Raw genomic sequence first — 16,278 nt, forward strand, 5'->3', positions numbered from 1 at the left:
TCTCAAATCTTCTCGTATTTTCTTATGTTTTTCCCTGCAATCTTGGTAAATCCGTTGGTAAAGCAAGCGTCCTTACCAACGGGCTTTTTTAACTATTCGCTATCCGATACACTTCTTCCTTTGCATCATCAAAATTCACATGGGTGTAAGTGTTCAAGGTTACACTGATGTCTGCGTGACCCATGATATACTGCAAGGTTTTCGGATTCATCCCGGATTTTGCCATATTAGAGCAAAAGGTGTGCCTACATACATGAGGGGTAACTTTCGGCATCTGGATACGGTAAATCCTGTTGTATTTCTGAATGATATGCTCCAGATACTTTTCCCAGTGAAGGGCAACCATCGGCATATCGTTTTTATCCAGAAACAAAAATCCTGCATATCCTTCCACCATCGGTTCAACTTTTGGTGTCTTGCGGTTGGCAATGATTCTGCGAAAACACGCTGCGACAGCTTCCGTCATCGGCACATAGCGGATGCCTTTGTCAGTTTTTGGCTCTTCAATTACATACTGCATCTGTGCAGTACGCTGTAACTGATGGTCTACCTTAATACGCATTTCTCCAAACTCGATTTCTGAAACCGTCAATCCACAGAACTCTGAGATACGAAGCCCTGTGTGAAAAAGAATATAGATTGCATCATAGTATCTGCTGAAATGTTTATCTTCCTGAATAAACTTCAACAAATCTCTCTGCTGCTTTCGGGTGATCGCTTCTCTGGTAACAGAATCATTGACAATGACGGAGGCAAGCTCAAATTCAAATGGATTTTTACGAAGCAAATCATCATCTACCGCCATCTGAAATGCCGGTCTGAGAACTCCCCTGATAGAATGAATGGAACTATATCCCCGCCCATCAATTTGTTGGAGCTTAATCAACCATGCCTTGGCGTCTGACAAACGCACCTTATCAATTCGCAGATTCCCAAAACTCTCTTTTTTCAGCATATTGATGACCGTTTTATATCCGGCAACCGTATTGTGACGAACTCCTGTTTTCAATGAAACATACTTTTCTACCAGTTCCAAAACAGTATAGTTGCCACCGTTGGTTACGATACGGTCAAACAAATCCGCTTCAATCTGTTTTTCTTTCTCACGCAGGGAAGGCTCCCGCTTCTTCCCCTTTGGCATTGGGTCATTCTTGTCTAAACGCCAACTGTATACATTTTTCTCTTTTCCGTCCTCATCAATATAGCGGAACCGATACCTCCCATCTTTACGCTGGTACTCGCCCTCTCGCAAAATCCGATTACGGTTATCTCGTCTTTTCTCACTCATCGTGAACTCTCCTTTCAAAAAAGAGAGCCAGACTTGCGCTCTTATCATAGCACAAATCCAGCTCTCCGCATAGTTATATCATGTGAAATCGGTAAATCTGTCAGCTCTGTTTACACAGCAGTAGCCTGATCCAGATACCTCTCAAATTTCTCACGCTTAATGAGGGCACGATTGCCGTTCATCACATAAAAATCCTCATTGGGATGTGTGTCAATAAGCGTTCTCAATTTTCCTTCGCCGATATGATAATATCTGGCTGCTTCCTCAATGGTAAGCGTATATCTACGCCACACCGGAATATCCGAGTAATTTTTTCCTTCAATATTCATCTTATTATTCGCCATAGGCAGTTATCCTCCATGCATGAAAATAGCCAGACAGAGGGTGTCGGCAACGAAGTCCGGCAACGGGCTTCAAAAGACCTTGCAAACAATCTCAATCTGGCGATGGTTACTATTTATATTTTTCTTTTATTTTTCTGTTGTTTTGGTTGTCATAGGGGAGAAAAGCCGATAGTTTCGGGATTTTCCCCGGCAACCGGCTCGTCAACGGGATAGCAACAGGGGGTGCAACGGGCTGTCATTTTCAGAATGGAAGCTCCATCTGTTCTGTGACCTCCACAAAACCGTCCATCGTTTTTTCAGACGGGTTGCCGGAGTCCGTTGCCGGGTTTTCACGCTCCCAGCCCTTTTGTCTGCCATACTCGGAAAACATTCTTGGATTCGGGAAGTACCGCCAGCGGTCAATGCATTGGTTCATAATCTCGTTGATTTCCCGGATTTCCCATTGCTTCGGCTCGTCAAAGGCATGGTTCAAAGCTTCCTTGTAGAGCTGCTTGGAGCAGACCATGCTCCCGGTGTACCTATCAAGATACGCCTGTATCATTCCGGCTTTGGTGTCCTCCGGCATAAAATCCCGCTGGTGTTCTTTGAGATACCGCTGCATGGCGGGGCTGAAAGCCAGCTTGAACCTGCCGCTTCGGTAAATCTCCATAGCTTCTGCCCACATCTGCTCGATATAGGCTCTGGAAGCAGCTTCATCCTCCAAAATGTGAACCTCGGCTTGTTCCGGGTACACCATGACGGGGATAAAGCGGCGATTGCCGGAACGGTCAAGGGGCAGGAAGTCAAGAGCATTGGAAGTGCCGCCAAACACGCACTGGCGGGGGCGGTCTGCCGGGTGGGTTTCATAGGGTATCTTGTAGACCTCCTTCTGCCGGCTTAAAAATGACTTGATTTCTTCGATGCTCTTGGCGTTTGCGGTTGCCATCATTTCCGACATTTCGATAATCCAGTGACCTTGCAGCTTGCGGTACACATTGTCATCGTCCAGCTTCCGCAAATCATCGGAGAACCACTCGTCCCGGACTGCCAGCAGACGGAAGAAGGTGGACTTGCCAGCCCCCTGACCGCCTACCAGACAGAGCATGATTTCAAATTTGCACCCTGGCTGAAAGGCTCGTGAGATTGCACCCAGCAGGAACAGCTTCAACGCTTCATAGGTGTAATCGTCTGCGTCAGCCCCCAGAAAGTGCCGCAGACAGAAACGGATTCGTTCTGTCCCGTCCCACACAAGGGCACTTAGGTAGTCCCGGATGGGATGGTACTTGTTTTCATTCGCCACAATCCCGATGGCGTTATCAATCTTCTTCTCATTGGTAAGCCCGTAGGTTTCTTCCAGATAGAGAAGCAGATACTTCATGTCCGTATCGTTCAGGGCGGTGCTTTCCCTGTGGAAGCCGATGGGCTTTATGATGTCCTTGCGGTCGGTCAGGATGTTGTATGCGATAGCCCCGGAAAGCAGCGGGTCACGCTGGAATACGGTCAGGCAGTTCCGTATGCTCTGACGGACACCGCCTTTCTCGGTAGTTTCCAGCCCCGCCTTGATTTCCTCAATGCTCTGGGGCGGCTGCATGGCGTTCATGGTGTTTTTTAGTTCTTGCTGCGTTTGCGGCGGCAAGCTCTGCCATTCGCTTTTCAAGCTGTATCACATCCTTTCCGTAGTCCGTAATCAAAGCTGCTTTTTCCTCTGTCTCCCCAAAGAGCAGCACATCCAGCAGATATTCCACTTGGTCTTGCTTCTGTAAGGCTTCCACAAACCGTGGATGAAAGGCTTCCTCCGGGGAGTGCGGGGCATAATCCTTTCTCCATGCCCGAAGCAAGTGAAGATAATCGGCAAGAATACGGAAGCAGCGGCTCTTTGCTTCCTGAAACTGTTCCTCCTGGGATTTCTGCCGGGGCTTGGGCTTTTTTACCTTCCCCGGCGGTTTCCAGTCCTCATAGGAAAGCCCGAAGTCCTGTGCCAGCTGTACGGCGGCTTCTTTCTTTCCCAGCCCATACAGGGCGGCGGCAAAATCAATCACATCCCCATCCGCACCGCAGCCGAAGCAGTGGTAACGCCGATCCAGCTTCATGCTTGGGGTTTTATCGTTATGGAACGGGCAACAAGCCATCCCGTTCCGGCCTACACGGATTCCATAATGCTCCGCAGCCTGTCTTGTTGTGACGGACTGCTTCACAGCTTCAAATACATTCAAAGCTATCCCTCCTTGAAAAAAAGAAAAGCACCTGACATTCTCAATCTGAAAATGGCAAGTGCCTGTTAAAGTTCCATATCCTGTTGTTTGTGTTTTGTCTGCACCGGGGCAGTTCTTTGTGCTTTTTTCTCGTCAGCCTTATCCTGCAAGACTTCTTTGATAGGCTGTTTCTTGGGCGGCTCTTTGCTTTCTTCTGTGCCGGGGGTGGCTTTCTGTACCCAGTAGCGGATATCCCGCAGCTTCTTCAAATCCTCCTGCACCTCTGTCAGCGGTACTTTCAGCTCTGCGATTTCGCTGAGAAGTTTTTCCTGCTCCTGTTGCAGTTCCTTTTGGGTGCTGTCCTTATCGTCCGGGTGCTTGGCAAGGTAGGCGGCGGCTTTCGCATACCGGGCGACCTCCGGGTGTTCCTGTTTGAATTTCTCCTTTGTTTTCTTGAAAAATATCTTCTGGTACTTCTCATAGACAGGCTTACATTCCTTGCAGTCTGTCCGGCTGGCAAGAATCCCGTCAATCACTTTGCTGCGGGCTTCCTTTGGCTTCATCTGACTGCGGTAATCTGCGGCTGATTTCCCGGAAGATTCCAGAAATACTTCTAAGTCCTCCACAGTAGAAAGCCCCTTTTGACGGAGATAGGACAGGGCTTCGCTGACTGCCTTTAAGTCCTGTGAAGTCCCCCGGTTCTGTCCAGCCCTTGTCCAGTCCTTCCGTTCTTCCTTTCGTATCTCCATATACTTCATCAGCAGATTGGGAAGAAGTGTTGCTTCCTCCGCTGCCTTTTGTGCAAGCAGCTCTTTCCGTTTTTCGCCCAGCTCGGTAATCCAGCCTTTGAGGTTTTGGATAAGCTGCCGGATGGACTTCATCAGATTGTTGGCGGCTCTGATTTCCCTGTTCAGGTTGCCGATATTCGTCTGGATACCTCGCTTTTCCATCTGCCGGACAGCAACTCCCTCATGGACAGTAGGGATAATATCAAGCCCCTGTCTGGCATAGGAACGCAAGTCCACACGCTCCGGGCGGTCATTGGCTTCCAGATAGCGGTTCTGGATGACCTCCCATTCATGCCGCCAGATTTCACAATACTTCTGGTCGTTCCAGTCCACCGTATCCTCCTTGTGGCTTTTCCACCTGCCGGATGGCAGCTTTATCCGTTCCCCATTCTCGTCAAGGTCATAAACCTTGCGGCTCTTGGGAAGCCATTTCCCATGCTCGTCCATTGCCCGCATAGTCAGCAGGACATGGGCGTGGGGATTGTGTCCCGGCGGGTGGGGGTCATGGATGGCAAAGTCAACAATCATCCCTTTGGAAACAAACTGCTGTTCACAAAACTCCCGGACAAGGACAGCATATTGGTCGGGCGGTATCTCTCTGGGGATGGTAAGCACCCACCGCCTTGCAAGCTGGGAGTTCCATTGTTTTTCCACCGCTTCGGCGGCGTTCCATAAGGTATTGCGGTCTACATACGACCGTGGGGCGTTTTCCGGGAGCAGAATTTCATTGTGGACAATACCACGCTTTTCCGGGTAGTGCTTCACTTGCTGGTCGTATTCACAGAACAGCTTTTCGCCGCTTTGGTAAGCAGCGGCGGCAACCGCAGACTGTCGCTGGCTGCGCTGAACAATCGTGATTTCGTTGTGTGGGCAGGGCATTTCGTGTCCCTCCTTTCGGTAATTGGTGGATGGGGTGGCGTTTTACCACCTCATTTTGGCAGAAAAAAAGCAGGAGACCTTTTTCAGATTTCCTGCTCGGTGCGCCGCTGTGTTGGCGGCGGATATTTAGTTGTAAAAGTTCGGGACAAGTTGACCCGATGGGTAGATGGTACACTTAAAAATTATGGTTCTCTTGTCATTAGCTCATTAGCATAATGATTAAGAACTTCACAAGGTTCATATTTGCATTTATAACCAATACCGTCAATTATAATAAATGGATTGTATGCTATAATCTCCACTTGAGAACCATCTGCCAAAGACAGAGTGAAAATAACTGCTTGTCCGGCATATTCTGTATATGAGTTGTCCTTATTGTAAATAACTACCTCATTGAGATATGATACTAATTCCTCTGTTTCTACTATCTGAATTGTTGTATCAGGTGGCGATAACCGAACACTTGCCGAAGTAATATCTGCTGCCTCTAAATCTTTGAATGGTCTATGAGCAGAAAACAAAAGAAAGCTAATACCTATACCGATTAAACATATCAGTGCAATTAACAAAAACTTTTTATGCTTCATTTGATTCTCCTTTACACACTACTATGAAATTTCTTTTTCATCATCTCTTGGTGGTCGGACATAACATAACATTTCTTTTTCACAAGCACCAAATTTTGAGAAATTGGATTTCGCTTCTTTTAGCGTTATTCCATGATTAGAGTCACTTGGTTCGTTATCAGAAGCAATGAACGGGTCATTCTCCCAAAAACAAACGGGACAGATATACCCACAATCTTCATTTGCCGGAACATTATAGGTAAAATATCCGCAGCAAGGACATTGATATTTCATCATTTCGTATTTTTAGCTCCCCATTATAATTTCATATTTGAATAACAGCAAATTATCAAAAATATCATTCCTAAAATCGCAAGACTTTCGCATATAGAAACTATTTTGAAATTCCTCAAACTCATTTTTCCTTTTTTATATTCGTCATAACACAAATAAATTGTAATCGCTGCAAATACAATCGTTATAATCTCGATAACCGGCATCTATATCCCTCCTAAAATTGATTTGTCGCTCGTCATGCAATCTGAAAGTTATTATTTCAAAATAAAGGGTAGTATTATCATAACAATTCCTGATAGAGCAAATAAAATACCGCCAATTTTTGTGGTTTTCAGATATAACTCAGATGGCTCATCTGCACGATAAGATTTCCATGCTTCTGTTAATTTCCACACTAAATCTGGCTTTAAAAAAATAAACACACCTAAAACAAAAATTATAACTCCACCACTAATAGACCATAACATAGGCGTCCCTCCCGTTATTCAAGTCCAGTTTGTTATTGATTTCATTATACTTTATTACCTATCGAAAAGATAGCGTATTTTATGAAACTTGTCAGATGGGAACAGCTTGCAGCGCAAGGTGTCCCCAGATGGCAAGTCCACAAAAGGGTAGCTGGCGGCAGCCAGCGCAGGGGAAGCGTAGCGTCCCCTGTTTGATTTGGAGCAGACCATGACTGCGGAAAATCACAGCCCTCCGGCGAGGAGCCTTCGGAGAACGCAATGCACCAACCTTTGGGTGGTGTATAATTGCGCCCTTAGTAAACTAAGGGGTTTCCGGCTTCTCCCGTTCCAGCAGTTTCTTCAATAGTTCCTGCGTGTCCTGCCTGTGAAAAATGAGTTTCAACAACAGCATGACATCATCATCTGTCAGGCGTTCCGGCTCTTGCAGAAAACTTTCCAGCATACCGCCACGAGTACAGAGCCGGTGCGTCCGTTCCTTTCGGGTAAGCTGCTTTAACTGGTGCTGCAATGCCTTTTCATCATTGATGGCTTTCCGCAGTTTCTTTTCGCTTTTCTCCAGCTCCCGGTTGAGCTTTTCCAGCTTTGAGGTATCAGGCAAGGGCAGCGTCCTCCTTTCCCGGTATCAACACATAAATCCTGTTTGGTTCTCCAACGCCCTGACGCACCCGCATGATAAGTCCGGCGTTTTCCAGTTCATTCAAAGAACGCTTGACCGTCATAGAGCTGCGGGACAGGACTGCGGCAATGGCTGTGACAGGGAAGCAGACAAACAGGATTCCGTTCTCGTCCTCCTGCCCATTGGAGAGCATAGCGTCCAACATCCGGCAGTACATGACCTTTGCGGTGCTGCTGACTGGAAACCCTGTCAACGCTCTTGGAAAAGCCATACAGGGCGGCAATGGTGTGTCTATCGTCATAAATTCAAAATTCATTCGGTGTGTTCCTCCTTTTTCTTTGCTCGTTTGGATAAATAACGGGGGCAGTCAATCACAACCGCCCGGAAGCTCTGCTTGCACCCATGCTGGCATTTCCGGCATAATTCGTTGTAAGTGACACGCCCCCGGTCATTGAGGTAAAAAGAAAGCTCATGCTTCCTCTTTTTGCTCATTCTCGGCATATTGCGCTTCCTTCCGTTTTCGTGTATGGTTTCGGGGCGATTTTCGGCAAAATTACAGCCATAGAGCCGCCTAAAATCTCCCGAAGTATCAGCGATAGGGTAGACTATCCCCCTATCAGATTGTCGTGTTTCGGGATCATTTCGGTGTCAGTTCGCCAGTTCTCCCCGGTGTCGTTCCTCCCCTGAATCTCACAGCGGCGTATCGCTCCCTTTGGTATGCTCGTTTCGGTCAGGGTTCCTCCACATCCCTGCCAAAAGTCATGGCACTACATCGCCGGGGAAGCATATCCCACACAGGCTGGTCATTCGATTGGAATAATCCATCGATGAACTACCTGTATCATAGAACATTTTTGTGCCCTATGCCGTATGTCCACAAAGTAGGAATTAGGGGTAAAAATCAGAAATTTCCACGATTGCGGAATTGATATGGTATAATCAATTCAACGGTTATAAATGTTGTCAGAAGGGGGAACTGCTTCAATGAACGGAGCTACTACAATACAGGAACGGCTAAAAGATTTACGATTAAACAAAGGATTAAAACTGGAAGAACTGGCAGAGCAAACGGGTATTTCAAAATCGGCTCTTGGCAGTTATGAAAAAGATGACTATAAGGAAATCAATCATGGCAACCTTATCCTGCTGGCAGATTTTTATGAGGTGTCCCTCGATTATCTCTTTTGCCGGACAGAGAACCGGGCGGAGATCAACACGCCATTAAGGGAGCTGCATTTGAGTGATGAGATGGTAGCACTTCTGAAAAGCGGTCGGATTAACAACCGTCTGCTGTGTGAACTTGCCACACATAAGGATTTTATCAAGTTTCTTGCAGACATTGAGATTTATGTGGACGGGATTGCCACCATGCAGATTCAAAACCTCAATGCACTTGTTGATACCGTCCGGCATGAAATCATTGAACGGTATCGCCCCGGCGAAGATGACCCCCATTTGAAAGTGCTGCAAGCCGCCCATATCAGTGATGATGAATATTTCAGTCACATGGTACGGGATGACCTCAATCTCATTATCCGGGATATTCGAGAAGCCCATAAAAAGGACAGTGAGAGTGCACCCCAGACCACCGTTGCCAATGAACTGAAAGAAAATCTGGAAGCGGTCGAAAACTTCAAGGGTAGCCGGGATGAAAAGCTCGTTGTCCTTTACTGCAAACAGCTTGGTATCAACTATAAAAATCTGTCAGATGAAGAATTTCGCTGGCTAATTCGGATTCTCAAAAAGTCAAAGAAAATGGGAACGCCTATCAGCCAGAGGAAAAAACGATAAAGAAAAACCGCTGTTGCATGGTTTGTTGGCTTCCATGTAGCAGCGGTTTGTGCTGGGGTTATTCAGTTAAGTTTTCAGAGTGGAAAACTGGAAGTTACAGCACCATTTTCCATAACAATGATGAAATAAATGGTTGAAGGAAGAACATAATAAGTGCTACCGATACACATATTATGTAAAAGTCACCCATTTTTGAATTTGAAAAGATTCGCTTCGTAAAATTATCAGTTATCCTATGTACAATAAAATATCCAATTATAGTACCAACAGTATTTGTAATAATATCGTTTATATCACTCGTTCTAAAAGTAAAAATCTGTGATATTTCAATTAAACTTGTAACTATAAATCCCATTAAGGCAATATTTTTAATGTTTCTAAATTTATCCCACAATATCGGCAAAAAGAAACCAAATGGAACAAATAAAAGTATATTCAAACAAGCATTAATGAAATCCGAAACCATATCCAAAAACGGGATAATGTTCACTGCAAAATCAATTTTCAGAGATGCTATATTAGGAAAGCCTACAAGTGCTAAGACTGCAGTAAAATAAAACCCAAATACCATATAAATAATAGTTCGTTTCCAGCTATGAAAACATAACTTGTTATATATGCACCAAATAGGAATTATAAAAACAGCTGCCGCAACAATTTCGATAAGTGCACTATATATTCTATACACGTTTTTCTACCTCCAAAACTTCTAATTTGTCATAATCATTCTACGCGTGTTTTCCCAATAACAATGTAAAACAACGGTATCATTATAATCATTGCTGCTATGATATGTACATATATGAAACTTTGTGTTCCTGTAACAAGAAACAAACTTGTTATTGTATAATTCCATAACCAATGAAATCCTGTGGGCATCCAAATACTCTTTGTAGTGTAAAACATTTCATTAGCAAATATTCCATATAGAAAAGGAAAAATAAACATTACCAGAACAGAAATATTATCGGTATTAAAAATATGTGGTAGTGTAAAAATAAGTGCAGCTATTACGCAACTCAAATACTTATTTTTACATTTTTGCAGCAACAGCCCAAAAATAATTCCTCTAAAAATAACTTCTTCAATAAAGGACACGAAAAAGTAAAATATGAATTTCCCTTTATGATTCATCAACAGTGATAAAAAATCAGTGTCTTGAAGAATTATATTTGATTTGACTGATGAATAAACTATAAACAATACAATGATTGGCATTATAGCTCCAACTGCAAAATTCAGAAAGTCTATTTTTCTAAAATATAACCCTATGCTTTTTAACATAACGCACCTTTTAACCTCTGATTTGTCATAATCCTGACACCATACTATTATGAATAAATTATCTCATGCAAAACAATTTCTTCTGCCCGATTGTGGATATTATTGCACCGCCGCACCCATTCCATTTGACGGGTACACTTTAATTCCTCGGTTACGCCCTCGGCAATTTTCATCTGCTCCATGATGGTGTCTAACCGTTCCTGTGCCTGTTCGTTCAGGTCTGAAAGATATGTCCATAACTCCCCAGTCAAGGTCAATGTGTTCAATCGGGCTGGATGGATTTCCCTTAAATATTCCCGGTGCAGCCGTCCATACTTTCCAATGGGGCGGTGTTCTTCCGGCAGTTTCAGGTCTGGGATGTAGTAATCTCCAACAAAGATATAATCAATTCCGTTTTCCGTTATTCTTGGTTTCAATTCGCTCATGTTTTAATCTCCTCATTCTGGCTCATTTTTTTGCAAGTCTGGCTCTCCAGAAATATTGGTAAATCTTTGGTAAATTTGAGACTGAAGCACAAAAAACGCTTAAAAACGGGGCTTATGAGACGATTTGAGACTTTTCATCATGCCCGGTAAATCCTGCCGTGGCAGATGAATAATACTTTTATCATTGTTTTATTTCTCCTTGATTTTCCCCGGAATGCCCTGTTTTGCAAGGGATTCCGGGGATTTGTAGAATGTGTGTTTGGGATGGCATCTTGGCAAAATAGGGCAAGATGGAGCAAGTTGTTGCGGGCTGTTAGTAGTAAAATTAGTAGTAAAACGAGGTAGGCTTACTACTAAGGATTTTAAATACACATATCAAACTCTGTAATGGTCTTAACAAATTCTTGTAACTCTGTTAGCGTTGAAAATTCTCTAAATGACTTTTCTTCACTTCTTGGTTGTTGCTGAAGAATCGCATCAAACAAGGCTTCCAAACTCACTCTAGGATTTTTCCACAGCATTGTTTCTTCAAATTTATTACAATACAGAAACATTTTTACATCATAAAATTCAGACCATTTTTTTCTCTGCTCACCTTCATTTTTTGCCAAATTTATAATTGTAAATGGAGCAATATCTTTCATCTGGCTTAAATGATTGGCTGATTTCATCAATTCCACCGCTTCAACATCCGTAACAGGAGCACCATAACCATATACTGTAATCCCCGCCGCCCTAGACAACACAGATTTCGCCAAATTCCATTCATTAACAATTATCGGCTTGCTATTATAGTCTTTCTTTCCTATAGGATATAGCAATGGCATTTGCTCAAGTTCTTTAAAACATTTCGGACAAAGACAATTTGCATACCCTTTTATTTTGCACTCATAGCACAAACCGACTCCAGCATTACCATGCGGAAATATTAACTCAGGTAAATTCCCAACACATATATTTCTTTTATATGCTTGCATCAAAAATGGATCCCAGTTAAATGATATTATTGCATCTTTTTCAGTCAACGACAAAATCAAATAATCATATAATGTTGGTTCATCTGGAATCTGCAATTTGCTAAAATAATCGCACACTTCATATTCTAATTTTTTCTGTAAATCTCTATACTCAGTTTTTCCATTTATATCAGAAAATAATTTTTCAAAATCCTCCATCTGTTCATCCGAAAAATTATATTTTTTCAATTCATCCGTAAGGCCAAGAATGTTGTGTATATTTTTTAATAATGGAACTTTCTTTCCATTTTTATCTATCTCACAAGCAGCAATAGATGCACCTGCACCTACAATGACCACATGCGGATCTATCAAACGCTTTCCTACATGATTCGGTAATCTATATGGTAAAATATCTTGAAGTGACATTTGATAACCTCCTATCTGCAGCCATTATAAATGAGCTAACTAATGCTGCTTAATTTCCCAACATATTAGCCTTTGAATATAATGTTTTAATGGTTTCCATAACTTCATCTGAACTGAGGATTTTCTTCAATGCATCTTTAAATTCATCTATATTTTTACATTCATACTGCGGGCAAAAAAAATCCATATCCTCAGAGAAAGATTTCCCTACTGAAATCGCAACTGGATAATTCTGTTCAAAATTAGAATACATAATTAGCACTGTCTTACTATAGTCATCCAATGCCGGAACTATTACATTAAATATTGTTGCTGCACCATATTCAACTTCATGATTTGTCACTTTCATATAAATAGGTTTTCCATAAAGCACAAATCCCGTTTTATCTCCTAATGCAGATATCTGCTCTTTTAAGATTGTTTCTGGAAAGTCGCTAGTATTTTTTTCCAAATCTTTTACATTTTTAAATCCCCATAAATCTATAGCCATATTTTCATCCTCCTATAATTTCAAATTTTATTGGCAAATGATCAGAATATTTTTCTTTATCAATTGTTGTATTGGGAACAAAGTTGTGATTCTCTGTCTTTTCTATTATTTCAAAGTAGTCCCAGTTAAACTTATCAATATAACATGGTCTTAATAATACTGAATCAAATGAATACCAGTATATTGCATGGTCATCTTTGTCTCCTGAATTATAGTAAGAACCTTGAACTAATTTATTTGCACCCATTAAAGCCCAGATAGGATTAAAATAAAGATATGTTGTTCTCCCATCAATTTTTCTAGTTTTCTTAGCCGCATGACTAGCTGACATTGTTGCATTAAAACCATAACCGCTACATATTCCAGCCTCATATGGTTGCATATTAAAATCCCCTACTATAATTGTCCGTTTTTCATTATTTTCAAAAAATTCTTGTTCATATTTATTCAATTCCCTAGCTATGTCATTCGCACGGTTATATTGTGCCTCATTAGATTTTGTCTTTTTACTCAAAAGATGAACAACTACTAATAGACAATCAACTTTATCATATTTTTTTATCTTATAAATGGAATAATGCCCATCTTCTTTATATGGAATAATCTTAATTTCTTTCTTTGCCAACACTCTAATATCATTTTGCGGGCTAATCTGAATATCGTTCCATTCATTACCACTTAATTTGAGATGATTCAATATTGCAGTTATATCCAAATTTTCAGCTTCAGCCAAAGAAACTATATCTAATTGATTTTCCTTTATCATATCAATTAGTGGACTAATTAGATTTTTATTATATATGTTCCAAAATAGAATTTTGATTATTCTCACCTCTTTTTCATATAAACTTCCAATTATATTATACCAATAGATTATTTCTTTTTCCATAGAAAAAACGCCCCAGCCAAGCCGGAGCATTATCTATCTTCTATATCAAATTACCTTAAACATCTTCTGCGACATCGGTTTCTCCTTCTTCTGTTCAACCTCCGCCTGTGCCTTTCCGAAGTCTTCCATTCGCTTCAGTTCTTCCTCAGCATCGTCAAATCCGATATGTGTATAAATGGGGTATAGATAAAGATGCAGAATATTGGGATGTGTCTACCAATATTCTTGGAAGTTTTACTTTCGCTGTAAAAGAGATGAGAGATGATTTAGAAAAACTGTACCGTGACACTCTTGTTGTCCTTATGTTCAAAAAATGTCTGGAACAGCTTGATGTTTCTGCAGAACTTGCACAGATCACATGGACAAATAAATTTGCAGATTTTAATTCATTTCCTATGCAGAAACATCTCGGTAAAATATCTGCTTACCTGAATGAAATGAGTGGAGTAACCATGAAGCTCGGATTAGATGAGAATGGAGAATTGAAGGTCATGCCGGATTTTCACTCTGTATTCGATGCTGCCCGATTCGCCCTGTCGCAATATGTATCTATCCCTACGGATTATCCGATTGCTTATGCGGACCGGGTTGGTGTTGCCACCTGTGAGTGCTGTGGCCGCCTATTCATCAAGAACGGAAACCGTCAGAAATACTGTGACAATCCAGAATGTAAAAAGGAACGAAACCGCAGAAAATCCCGCACAGCTTATCACAGAAAAATACAGGAAGAAAATGACAACCTCTGGGCGTGACCACGGCTGTTTTCACACTGGGGCAAGATGTGGCAAGTAATATAGGTTATTTTCTATATAGGCTCTATAAGAATAAGCTAAATCATCTGCCACAAGTTGCCCCAACTGATTTTTCATAGAAAAAGGGCATTGGTCCGCACCGACACCCCAGTGTGATTTTATCCTTATTTCTCATAACGAAATGCTGAATTTCCAGTCAGATTTCTAAGCAAAATCTTCCTTGCTGTCTTATATTCATTTCCGATAAAGCCAAGCCTGAGCAAAAAACATCGGAAAGCATATTTGTCATTGTCTGTTTCGGTCGGCTTTGATGATACTCTTTTTGCATCTTTTGCCATATCACACAGTCCTGTGATAAATTGCGTGTATGCTGCTATCTCGTCACCATCTTCCGTATATGGAAACCATGCAAAGTTAATTTTCTCCTCTGTGATTTCAACCTCGGTGCTGTCCGTCTGAAATGCCTTTTGGAAAAGCGTCTGCTTATTTGTTATGATCTTCTGTAGATTTTCCAATGCCGTATCCGTAAGGCATGCTCTCGGAACTGCTATTGTGAGCTTGTCCTGCTGCATTGGGACTTCTTCAGTAAATTCCGCATCATCCTGAAAACCACACTCTCGTAATTGCCGAATTAAGTGTTCTACCATTTCTACCGCTACTCCCTCTGGGATGTGCAGCACGCCCTCTTTGTCCAGTCGGTATCCTGCAATATCGTATGCACAGCTTGGCACCCGCTCATAATTCGGTGCTGTTCCAAGTATTTTGCCAATCTTCTGTGCCAGCTTCGGTCTTTGCTTTGGTTTCAGTGTAAATCTGATTCCATTTTTCATAATATGTACCTGCCTTTCTTTTTCGGTAGTACATATATCACTCTGACGGCACAGAATAGCAGTAAACGCTCCATAGCAAGTACCTGTTCCTCCACTCCTTTTTCTGCCATAATAGTCTCACACTATACAGAGTCAAAAAAGTTAAGTACTCAACTTTTTTGACCGCCTATGGAGGTCTAGCTATGAGCAGTCAAACAAGTTTAGTTGCTGAACAGGTTCGGTTGCAGCAATGGGCGGCACAGATCCAGGATTGTAAAAACCGCCCTGCAGATATGAAAGTAGAAACCTGGTGCAGTGAGCATGGCATCACAAAAGCGAATTATTATTATCGTCTGAAAAGAGTCCGCAAAGCATGTTTGGAGGTCTACAATCCAGAACCGGCGTTTGTGGAACTTCCTCAGCCGACAGAGAAAGCTCTGCCCCAGGAAGACAGCAGCTTAAAACCGACAGCTATTTTGCGAAATTCCAGAGGATTGGCACTTGAAATTTATAATCCTGTCTCTAAAGATATGCTTCAGTGTATCCTGGAGGTTCTGTCTAATGCTGAATGACGCCACAGGTCTGAAAAAGATCTATCTTGCAGCTGGTTATACCGATCTGCGGAGAGGAATGGATGGTCTCGCAACGATCATCCGGTTCCGGTTTCAGCTCGATCCGTATGATAAAAATACGCTCTTTCTTTTCTGCGGGAAGAAGACGGACCGGATCAAGGGACTCTTATGGGAAGGGGATGGGTTCCTACTTCTTTACAAGAGACTGAGCAACGGTGCCTTCAACTGGCCACGTTCCGTAGAAGAGGCGTTGGAAATATCCCCGGAACAGTATACGATGCTGATGCAAGGGCTTGAAATTCTCCCCAAACATCCGATCAGGCCAAATGATCCGCCTAAAAGATTGATGTAACATTTGTGCATTATGGAGAAAAAATTTCCATATTTCACAGAAGAAAAAAGAATCTCTTCCGTTTCATAAAGCTTATCCACAGAATTCAGTCCGCAGGAATCAAACCACACGGT

The 16,278-nt window shown here is 42.3% G+C and carries 22 protein-coding genes; 4 read left to right on the forward strand and 18 right to left on the reverse strand.

Translation table 11 applies throughout. From position 1 onward, the window contains the following. Nucleotides 1-88: 88 nt before the first annotated feature. From DWZ45_RS07725 to DWZ45_RS07785, 11 genes are all read right to left on the reverse strand, one after another. On the reverse strand, nt 89-1,288 hold the full coding sequence (locus DWZ45_RS07725; RefSeq protein ID WP_008703747.1) for a site-specific integrase: 1,200 nt from the start codon (nt 1,286-1,288) through the stop codon (nt 89-91). Nucleotides 1,289-1,398: 110 nt separating this feature from the next. Continuing rightward, on the reverse strand, nt 1,399-1,632 hold the full coding sequence (locus DWZ45_RS07730) for an excisionase (protein WP_016218019.1): 234 nt from the start codon (nt 1,630-1,632) through the stop codon (nt 1,399-1,401). 241 nt (nt 1,633-1,873) lie between these two features. Continuing rightward, nucleotides 1,874-3,211 (reverse strand): virulence-associated E family protein, encoded by a 1,338-nt coding sequence (locus DWZ45_RS07740; RefSeq protein WP_118468448.1) that lies wholly within the window; start codon nt 3,209-3,211, stop codon nt 1,874-1,876. Next, nucleotides 3,180-3,824, reverse strand: coding sequence for a CHC2 zinc finger domain-containing protein (locus DWZ45_RS07745; RefSeq protein ID WP_099323100.1), 645 nt, complete (start codon nt 3,822-3,824; stop codon nt 3,180-3,182). Before DWZ45_RS07745 ends, DWZ45_RS07740 begins: the two co-directional genes overlap by 32 nt. A gap of 65 nt (nt 3,825-3,889) precedes the next feature. Further along, nucleotides 3,890-5,470, reverse strand: a complete 1,581-nt coding sequence (gene mobQ / locus DWZ45_RS07750) for a MobQ family relaxase (protein ID WP_118468450.1) — start codon at nt 5,468-5,470, stop codon at nt 3,890-3,892. A gap of 182 nt (nt 5,471-5,652) precedes the next feature. Further along, a complete protein-coding gene (locus DWZ45_RS07755; protein ID WP_118468452.1) occupies nt 5,653-6,057 on the reverse strand; it encodes a hypothetical protein in 405 nt (134 codons plus the stop codon). A gap of 21 nt (nt 6,058-6,078) precedes the next feature. Beyond that, a complete protein-coding gene (locus tag DWZ45_RS07760; protein WP_073929945.1) occupies nt 6,079-6,333 on the reverse strand; it encodes a CPCC family cysteine-rich protein in 255 nt (84 codons plus the stop codon). A 254-nt stretch (nt 6,334-6,587) separates the two neighbouring features. Continuing rightward, on the reverse strand, nt 6,588-6,800 hold the full coding sequence (locus DWZ45_RS07770; protein WP_118468456.1) for a DUF6199 family natural product biosynthesis protein: 213 nt from the start codon (nt 6,798-6,800) through the stop codon (nt 6,588-6,590). A 301-nt stretch (nt 6,801-7,101) separates the two neighbouring features. Continuing rightward, nucleotides 7,102-7,398, reverse strand: a complete 297-nt coding sequence (locus tag DWZ45_RS07775; protein WP_002594808.1) for a DUF3847 domain-containing protein — start codon at nt 7,396-7,398, stop codon at nt 7,102-7,104. Next, nucleotides 7,391-7,732 (reverse strand): DeoR family transcriptional regulator, encoded by a 342-nt coding sequence (locus tag DWZ45_RS07780; protein ID WP_005930726.1) that lies wholly within the window; start codon nt 7,730-7,732, stop codon nt 7,391-7,393. The genes DWZ45_RS07775 and DWZ45_RS07780 overlap by 8 nt, the downstream gene beginning before the upstream one ends. Then, nucleotides 7,729-7,917: a hypothetical protein gene (locus DWZ45_RS07785; RefSeq protein ID WP_002304353.1), complete on the reverse strand. Its 189-nt coding sequence runs from the start codon at nt 7,915-7,917 to the stop codon at nt 7,729-7,731. The genes DWZ45_RS07780 and DWZ45_RS07785 overlap by 4 nt, the downstream gene beginning before the upstream one ends. Before the next feature lie 483 nt (nt 7,918-8,400). On the opposite strand from DWZ45_RS07785, the gene DWZ45_RS07795 reads away from it, so the two are divergent. Continuing rightward, nucleotides 8,401-9,207, forward strand: coding sequence for a helix-turn-helix transcriptional regulator (locus tag DWZ45_RS07795; RefSeq protein ID WP_118468458.1), 807 nt, complete (start codon nt 8,401-8,403; stop codon nt 9,205-9,207). Between the two features lie 94 nt (nt 9,208-9,301). Here the strand turns inward: DWZ45_RS07795 and DWZ45_RS07800 are convergent, their stop codons facing one another. The 6 genes from DWZ45_RS07800 to DWZ45_RS07825 form a co-directional block, all read right to left on the reverse strand. After that, on the reverse strand, nt 9,302-9,895 hold the full coding sequence (locus DWZ45_RS07800; protein ID WP_118468460.1) for a VanZ family protein: 594 nt from the start codon (nt 9,893-9,895) through the stop codon (nt 9,302-9,304). A 35-nt stretch (nt 9,896-9,930) separates the two neighbouring features. Then, nucleotides 9,931-10,491, reverse strand: coding sequence for a CPBP family intramembrane glutamic endopeptidase (locus DWZ45_RS07805; RefSeq protein WP_118468462.1), 561 nt, complete (start codon nt 10,489-10,491; stop codon nt 9,931-9,933). Nucleotides 10,492-10,538: 47 nt separating this feature from the next. Continuing rightward, the gene (locus DWZ45_RS07810; RefSeq protein ID WP_118468464.1) at nt 10,539-10,916 is read right to left on the reverse strand and encodes a TnpV protein; all 378 of its coding nucleotides are present in this window, start codon (nt 10,914-10,916) and stop codon (nt 10,539-10,541) included. A 362-nt stretch (nt 10,917-11,278) separates the two neighbouring features. After that, complete coding sequence (locus DWZ45_RS07815; protein WP_118468466.1) at nt 11,279-12,301, reverse strand: hypothetical protein; 1,023 nt, start codon at nt 12,299-12,301, stop codon at nt 11,279-11,281. A gap of 49 nt (nt 12,302-12,350) precedes the next feature. After that, entirely contained in the window at nt 12,351-12,791 is a 441-nt protein-coding gene (locus DWZ45_RS07820; RefSeq protein WP_118468468.1) for a hypothetical protein, read from the reverse strand. Nucleotides 12,792-12,795: 4 nt separating this feature from the next. Continuing rightward, complete coding sequence (locus DWZ45_RS07825; RefSeq protein ID WP_147352818.1) at nt 12,796-13,680, reverse strand: endonuclease/exonuclease/phosphatase family protein; 885 nt, start codon at nt 13,678-13,680, stop codon at nt 12,796-12,798. A gap of 452 nt (nt 13,681-14,132) precedes the next feature. On the opposite strand from DWZ45_RS07825, the gene DWZ45_RS14655 reads away from it, so the two are divergent. After that, nucleotides 14,133-14,432 carry a hypothetical protein gene (locus DWZ45_RS14655; RefSeq protein ID WP_243023466.1) on the forward strand — a complete coding sequence of 100 codons (300 nt, stop codon included), beginning with the start codon at nt 14,133-14,135 and terminating at the stop codon, nt 14,430-14,432. Nucleotides 14,433-14,596: 164 nt separating this feature from the next. On the opposite strand, the gene DWZ45_RS07840 is transcribed toward DWZ45_RS14655, so the two are convergent. Next, nucleotides 14,597-15,262 carry a hypothetical protein gene (locus DWZ45_RS07840; protein ID WP_118468472.1) on the reverse strand — a complete coding sequence of 222 codons (666 nt, stop codon included), beginning with the start codon at nt 15,260-15,262 and terminating at the stop codon, nt 14,597-14,599. 182 nt (nt 15,263-15,444) lie between these two features. On the opposite strand from DWZ45_RS07840, the gene DWZ45_RS07845 reads away from it, so the two are divergent. Both DWZ45_RS07845 and tnpB read left to right on the forward strand, forming a co-directional pair. Further along, entirely contained in the window at nt 15,445-15,813 is a 369-nt protein-coding gene (locus tag DWZ45_RS07845; protein WP_118468474.1) for a hypothetical protein, read from the forward strand. Then, nucleotides 15,803-16,165, forward strand: a complete 363-nt coding sequence (gene tnpB / locus DWZ45_RS07850; protein ID WP_118468476.1) for an IS66 family insertion sequence element accessory protein TnpB — start codon at nt 15,803-15,805, stop codon at nt 16,163-16,165. The genes DWZ45_RS07845 and tnpB overlap by 11 nt, the downstream gene beginning before the upstream one ends. Nucleotides 16,166-16,278: the final 113 nt, after the last annotated feature.

Source organism: Clostridium sp. AF32-7AC (genome assembly GCF_003477925.1).
In the GTDB taxonomy this organism is placed as follows: domain Bacteria; phylum Bacillota; class Clostridia; order Lachnospirales; family Lachnospiraceae; genus Otoolea; species Otoolea fessa.

Excerpts from the sequence above, each read along its gene's own strand:
- DWZ45_RS07760 (WP_073929945.1), bottom strand. The coding sequence starts at position 6,333 with ATGATGAAATATCAATGTCCTTGCTGCGGATATTTTACCTATAATGTT.
- DWZ45_RS07845 (WP_118468474.1), top strand. The coding sequence starts at position 15,445 with ATGAGCAGTCAAACAAGTTTAGTTGCTGAACAGGTTCGGTTGCAGCAA.
- DWZ45_RS07770 (WP_118468456.1), bottom strand. The coding sequence starts at position 6,800 with ATGTTATGGTCTATTAGTGGTGGAGTTATAATTTTTGTTTTAGGTGTG.
- DWZ45_RS07795 (WP_118468458.1), top strand. The coding sequence starts at position 8,401 with ATGAACGGAGCTACTACAATACAGGAACGGCTAAAAGATTTACGATTA.
- DWZ45_RS07780 (WP_005930726.1), bottom strand. The coding sequence starts at position 7,732 with ATGAATTTTGAATTTATGACGATAGACACACCATTGCCGCCCTGTATG.
- DWZ45_RS07725 (WP_008703747.1), bottom strand. The coding sequence starts at position 1,288 with ATGAGTGAGAAAAGACGAGATAACCGTAATCGGATTTTGCGAGAGGGC.
- DWZ45_RS07755 (WP_118468452.1), bottom strand. The coding sequence starts at position 6,057 with ATGAAGCATAAAAAGTTTTTGTTAATTGCACTGATATGTTTAATCGGT.
- DWZ45_RS07810 (WP_118468464.1), bottom strand. The coding sequence starts at position 10,916 with ATGAGCGAATTGAAACCAAGAATAACGGAAAACGGAATTGATTATATC.
- DWZ45_RS07840 (WP_118468472.1), bottom strand. The coding sequence starts at position 15,262 with ATGAAAAATGGAATCAGATTTACACTGAAACCAAAGCAAAGACCGAAG.
- DWZ45_RS07815 (WP_118468466.1), bottom strand. The coding sequence starts at position 12,301 with ATGTCACTTCAAGATATTTTACCATATAGATTACCGAATCATGTAGGA.
- DWZ45_RS07785 (WP_002304353.1), bottom strand. The coding sequence starts at position 7,917 with ATGCCGAGAATGAGCAAAAAGAGGAAGCATGAGCTTTCTTTTTACCTC.
- DWZ45_RS07730 (WP_016218019.1), bottom strand. The coding sequence starts at position 1,632 with ATGGCGAATAATAAGATGAATATTGAAGGAAAAAATTACTCGGATATT.
- DWZ45_RS07805 (WP_118468462.1), bottom strand. The coding sequence starts at position 10,491 with ATGTTAAAAAGCATAGGGTTATATTTTAGAAAAATAGACTTTCTGAAT.
- mobQ (WP_118468450.1), bottom strand. The coding sequence starts at position 5,470 with ATGCCCTGCCCACACAACGAAATCACGATTGTTCAGCGCAGCCAGCGA.
- DWZ45_RS07825 (WP_147352818.1), bottom strand. The coding sequence starts at position 13,680 with ATGGAAAAAGAAATAATCTATTGGTATAATATAATTGGAAGTTTATAT.
- tnpB (WP_118468476.1), top strand. The coding sequence starts at position 15,803 with ATGCTGAATGACGCCACAGGTCTGAAAAAGATCTATCTTGCAGCTGGT.
- DWZ45_RS07740 (WP_118468448.1), bottom strand. The coding sequence starts at position 3,211 with ATGAACGCCATGCAGCCGCCCCAGAGCATTGAGGAAATCAAGGCGGGG.
- DWZ45_RS07820 (WP_118468468.1), bottom strand. The coding sequence starts at position 12,791 with ATGGCTATAGATTTATGGGGATTTAAAAATGTAAAAGATTTGGAAAAA.
- DWZ45_RS14655 (WP_243023466.1), top strand. The coding sequence starts at position 14,133 with ATGAAGCTCGGATTAGATGAGAATGGAGAATTGAAGGTCATGCCGGAT.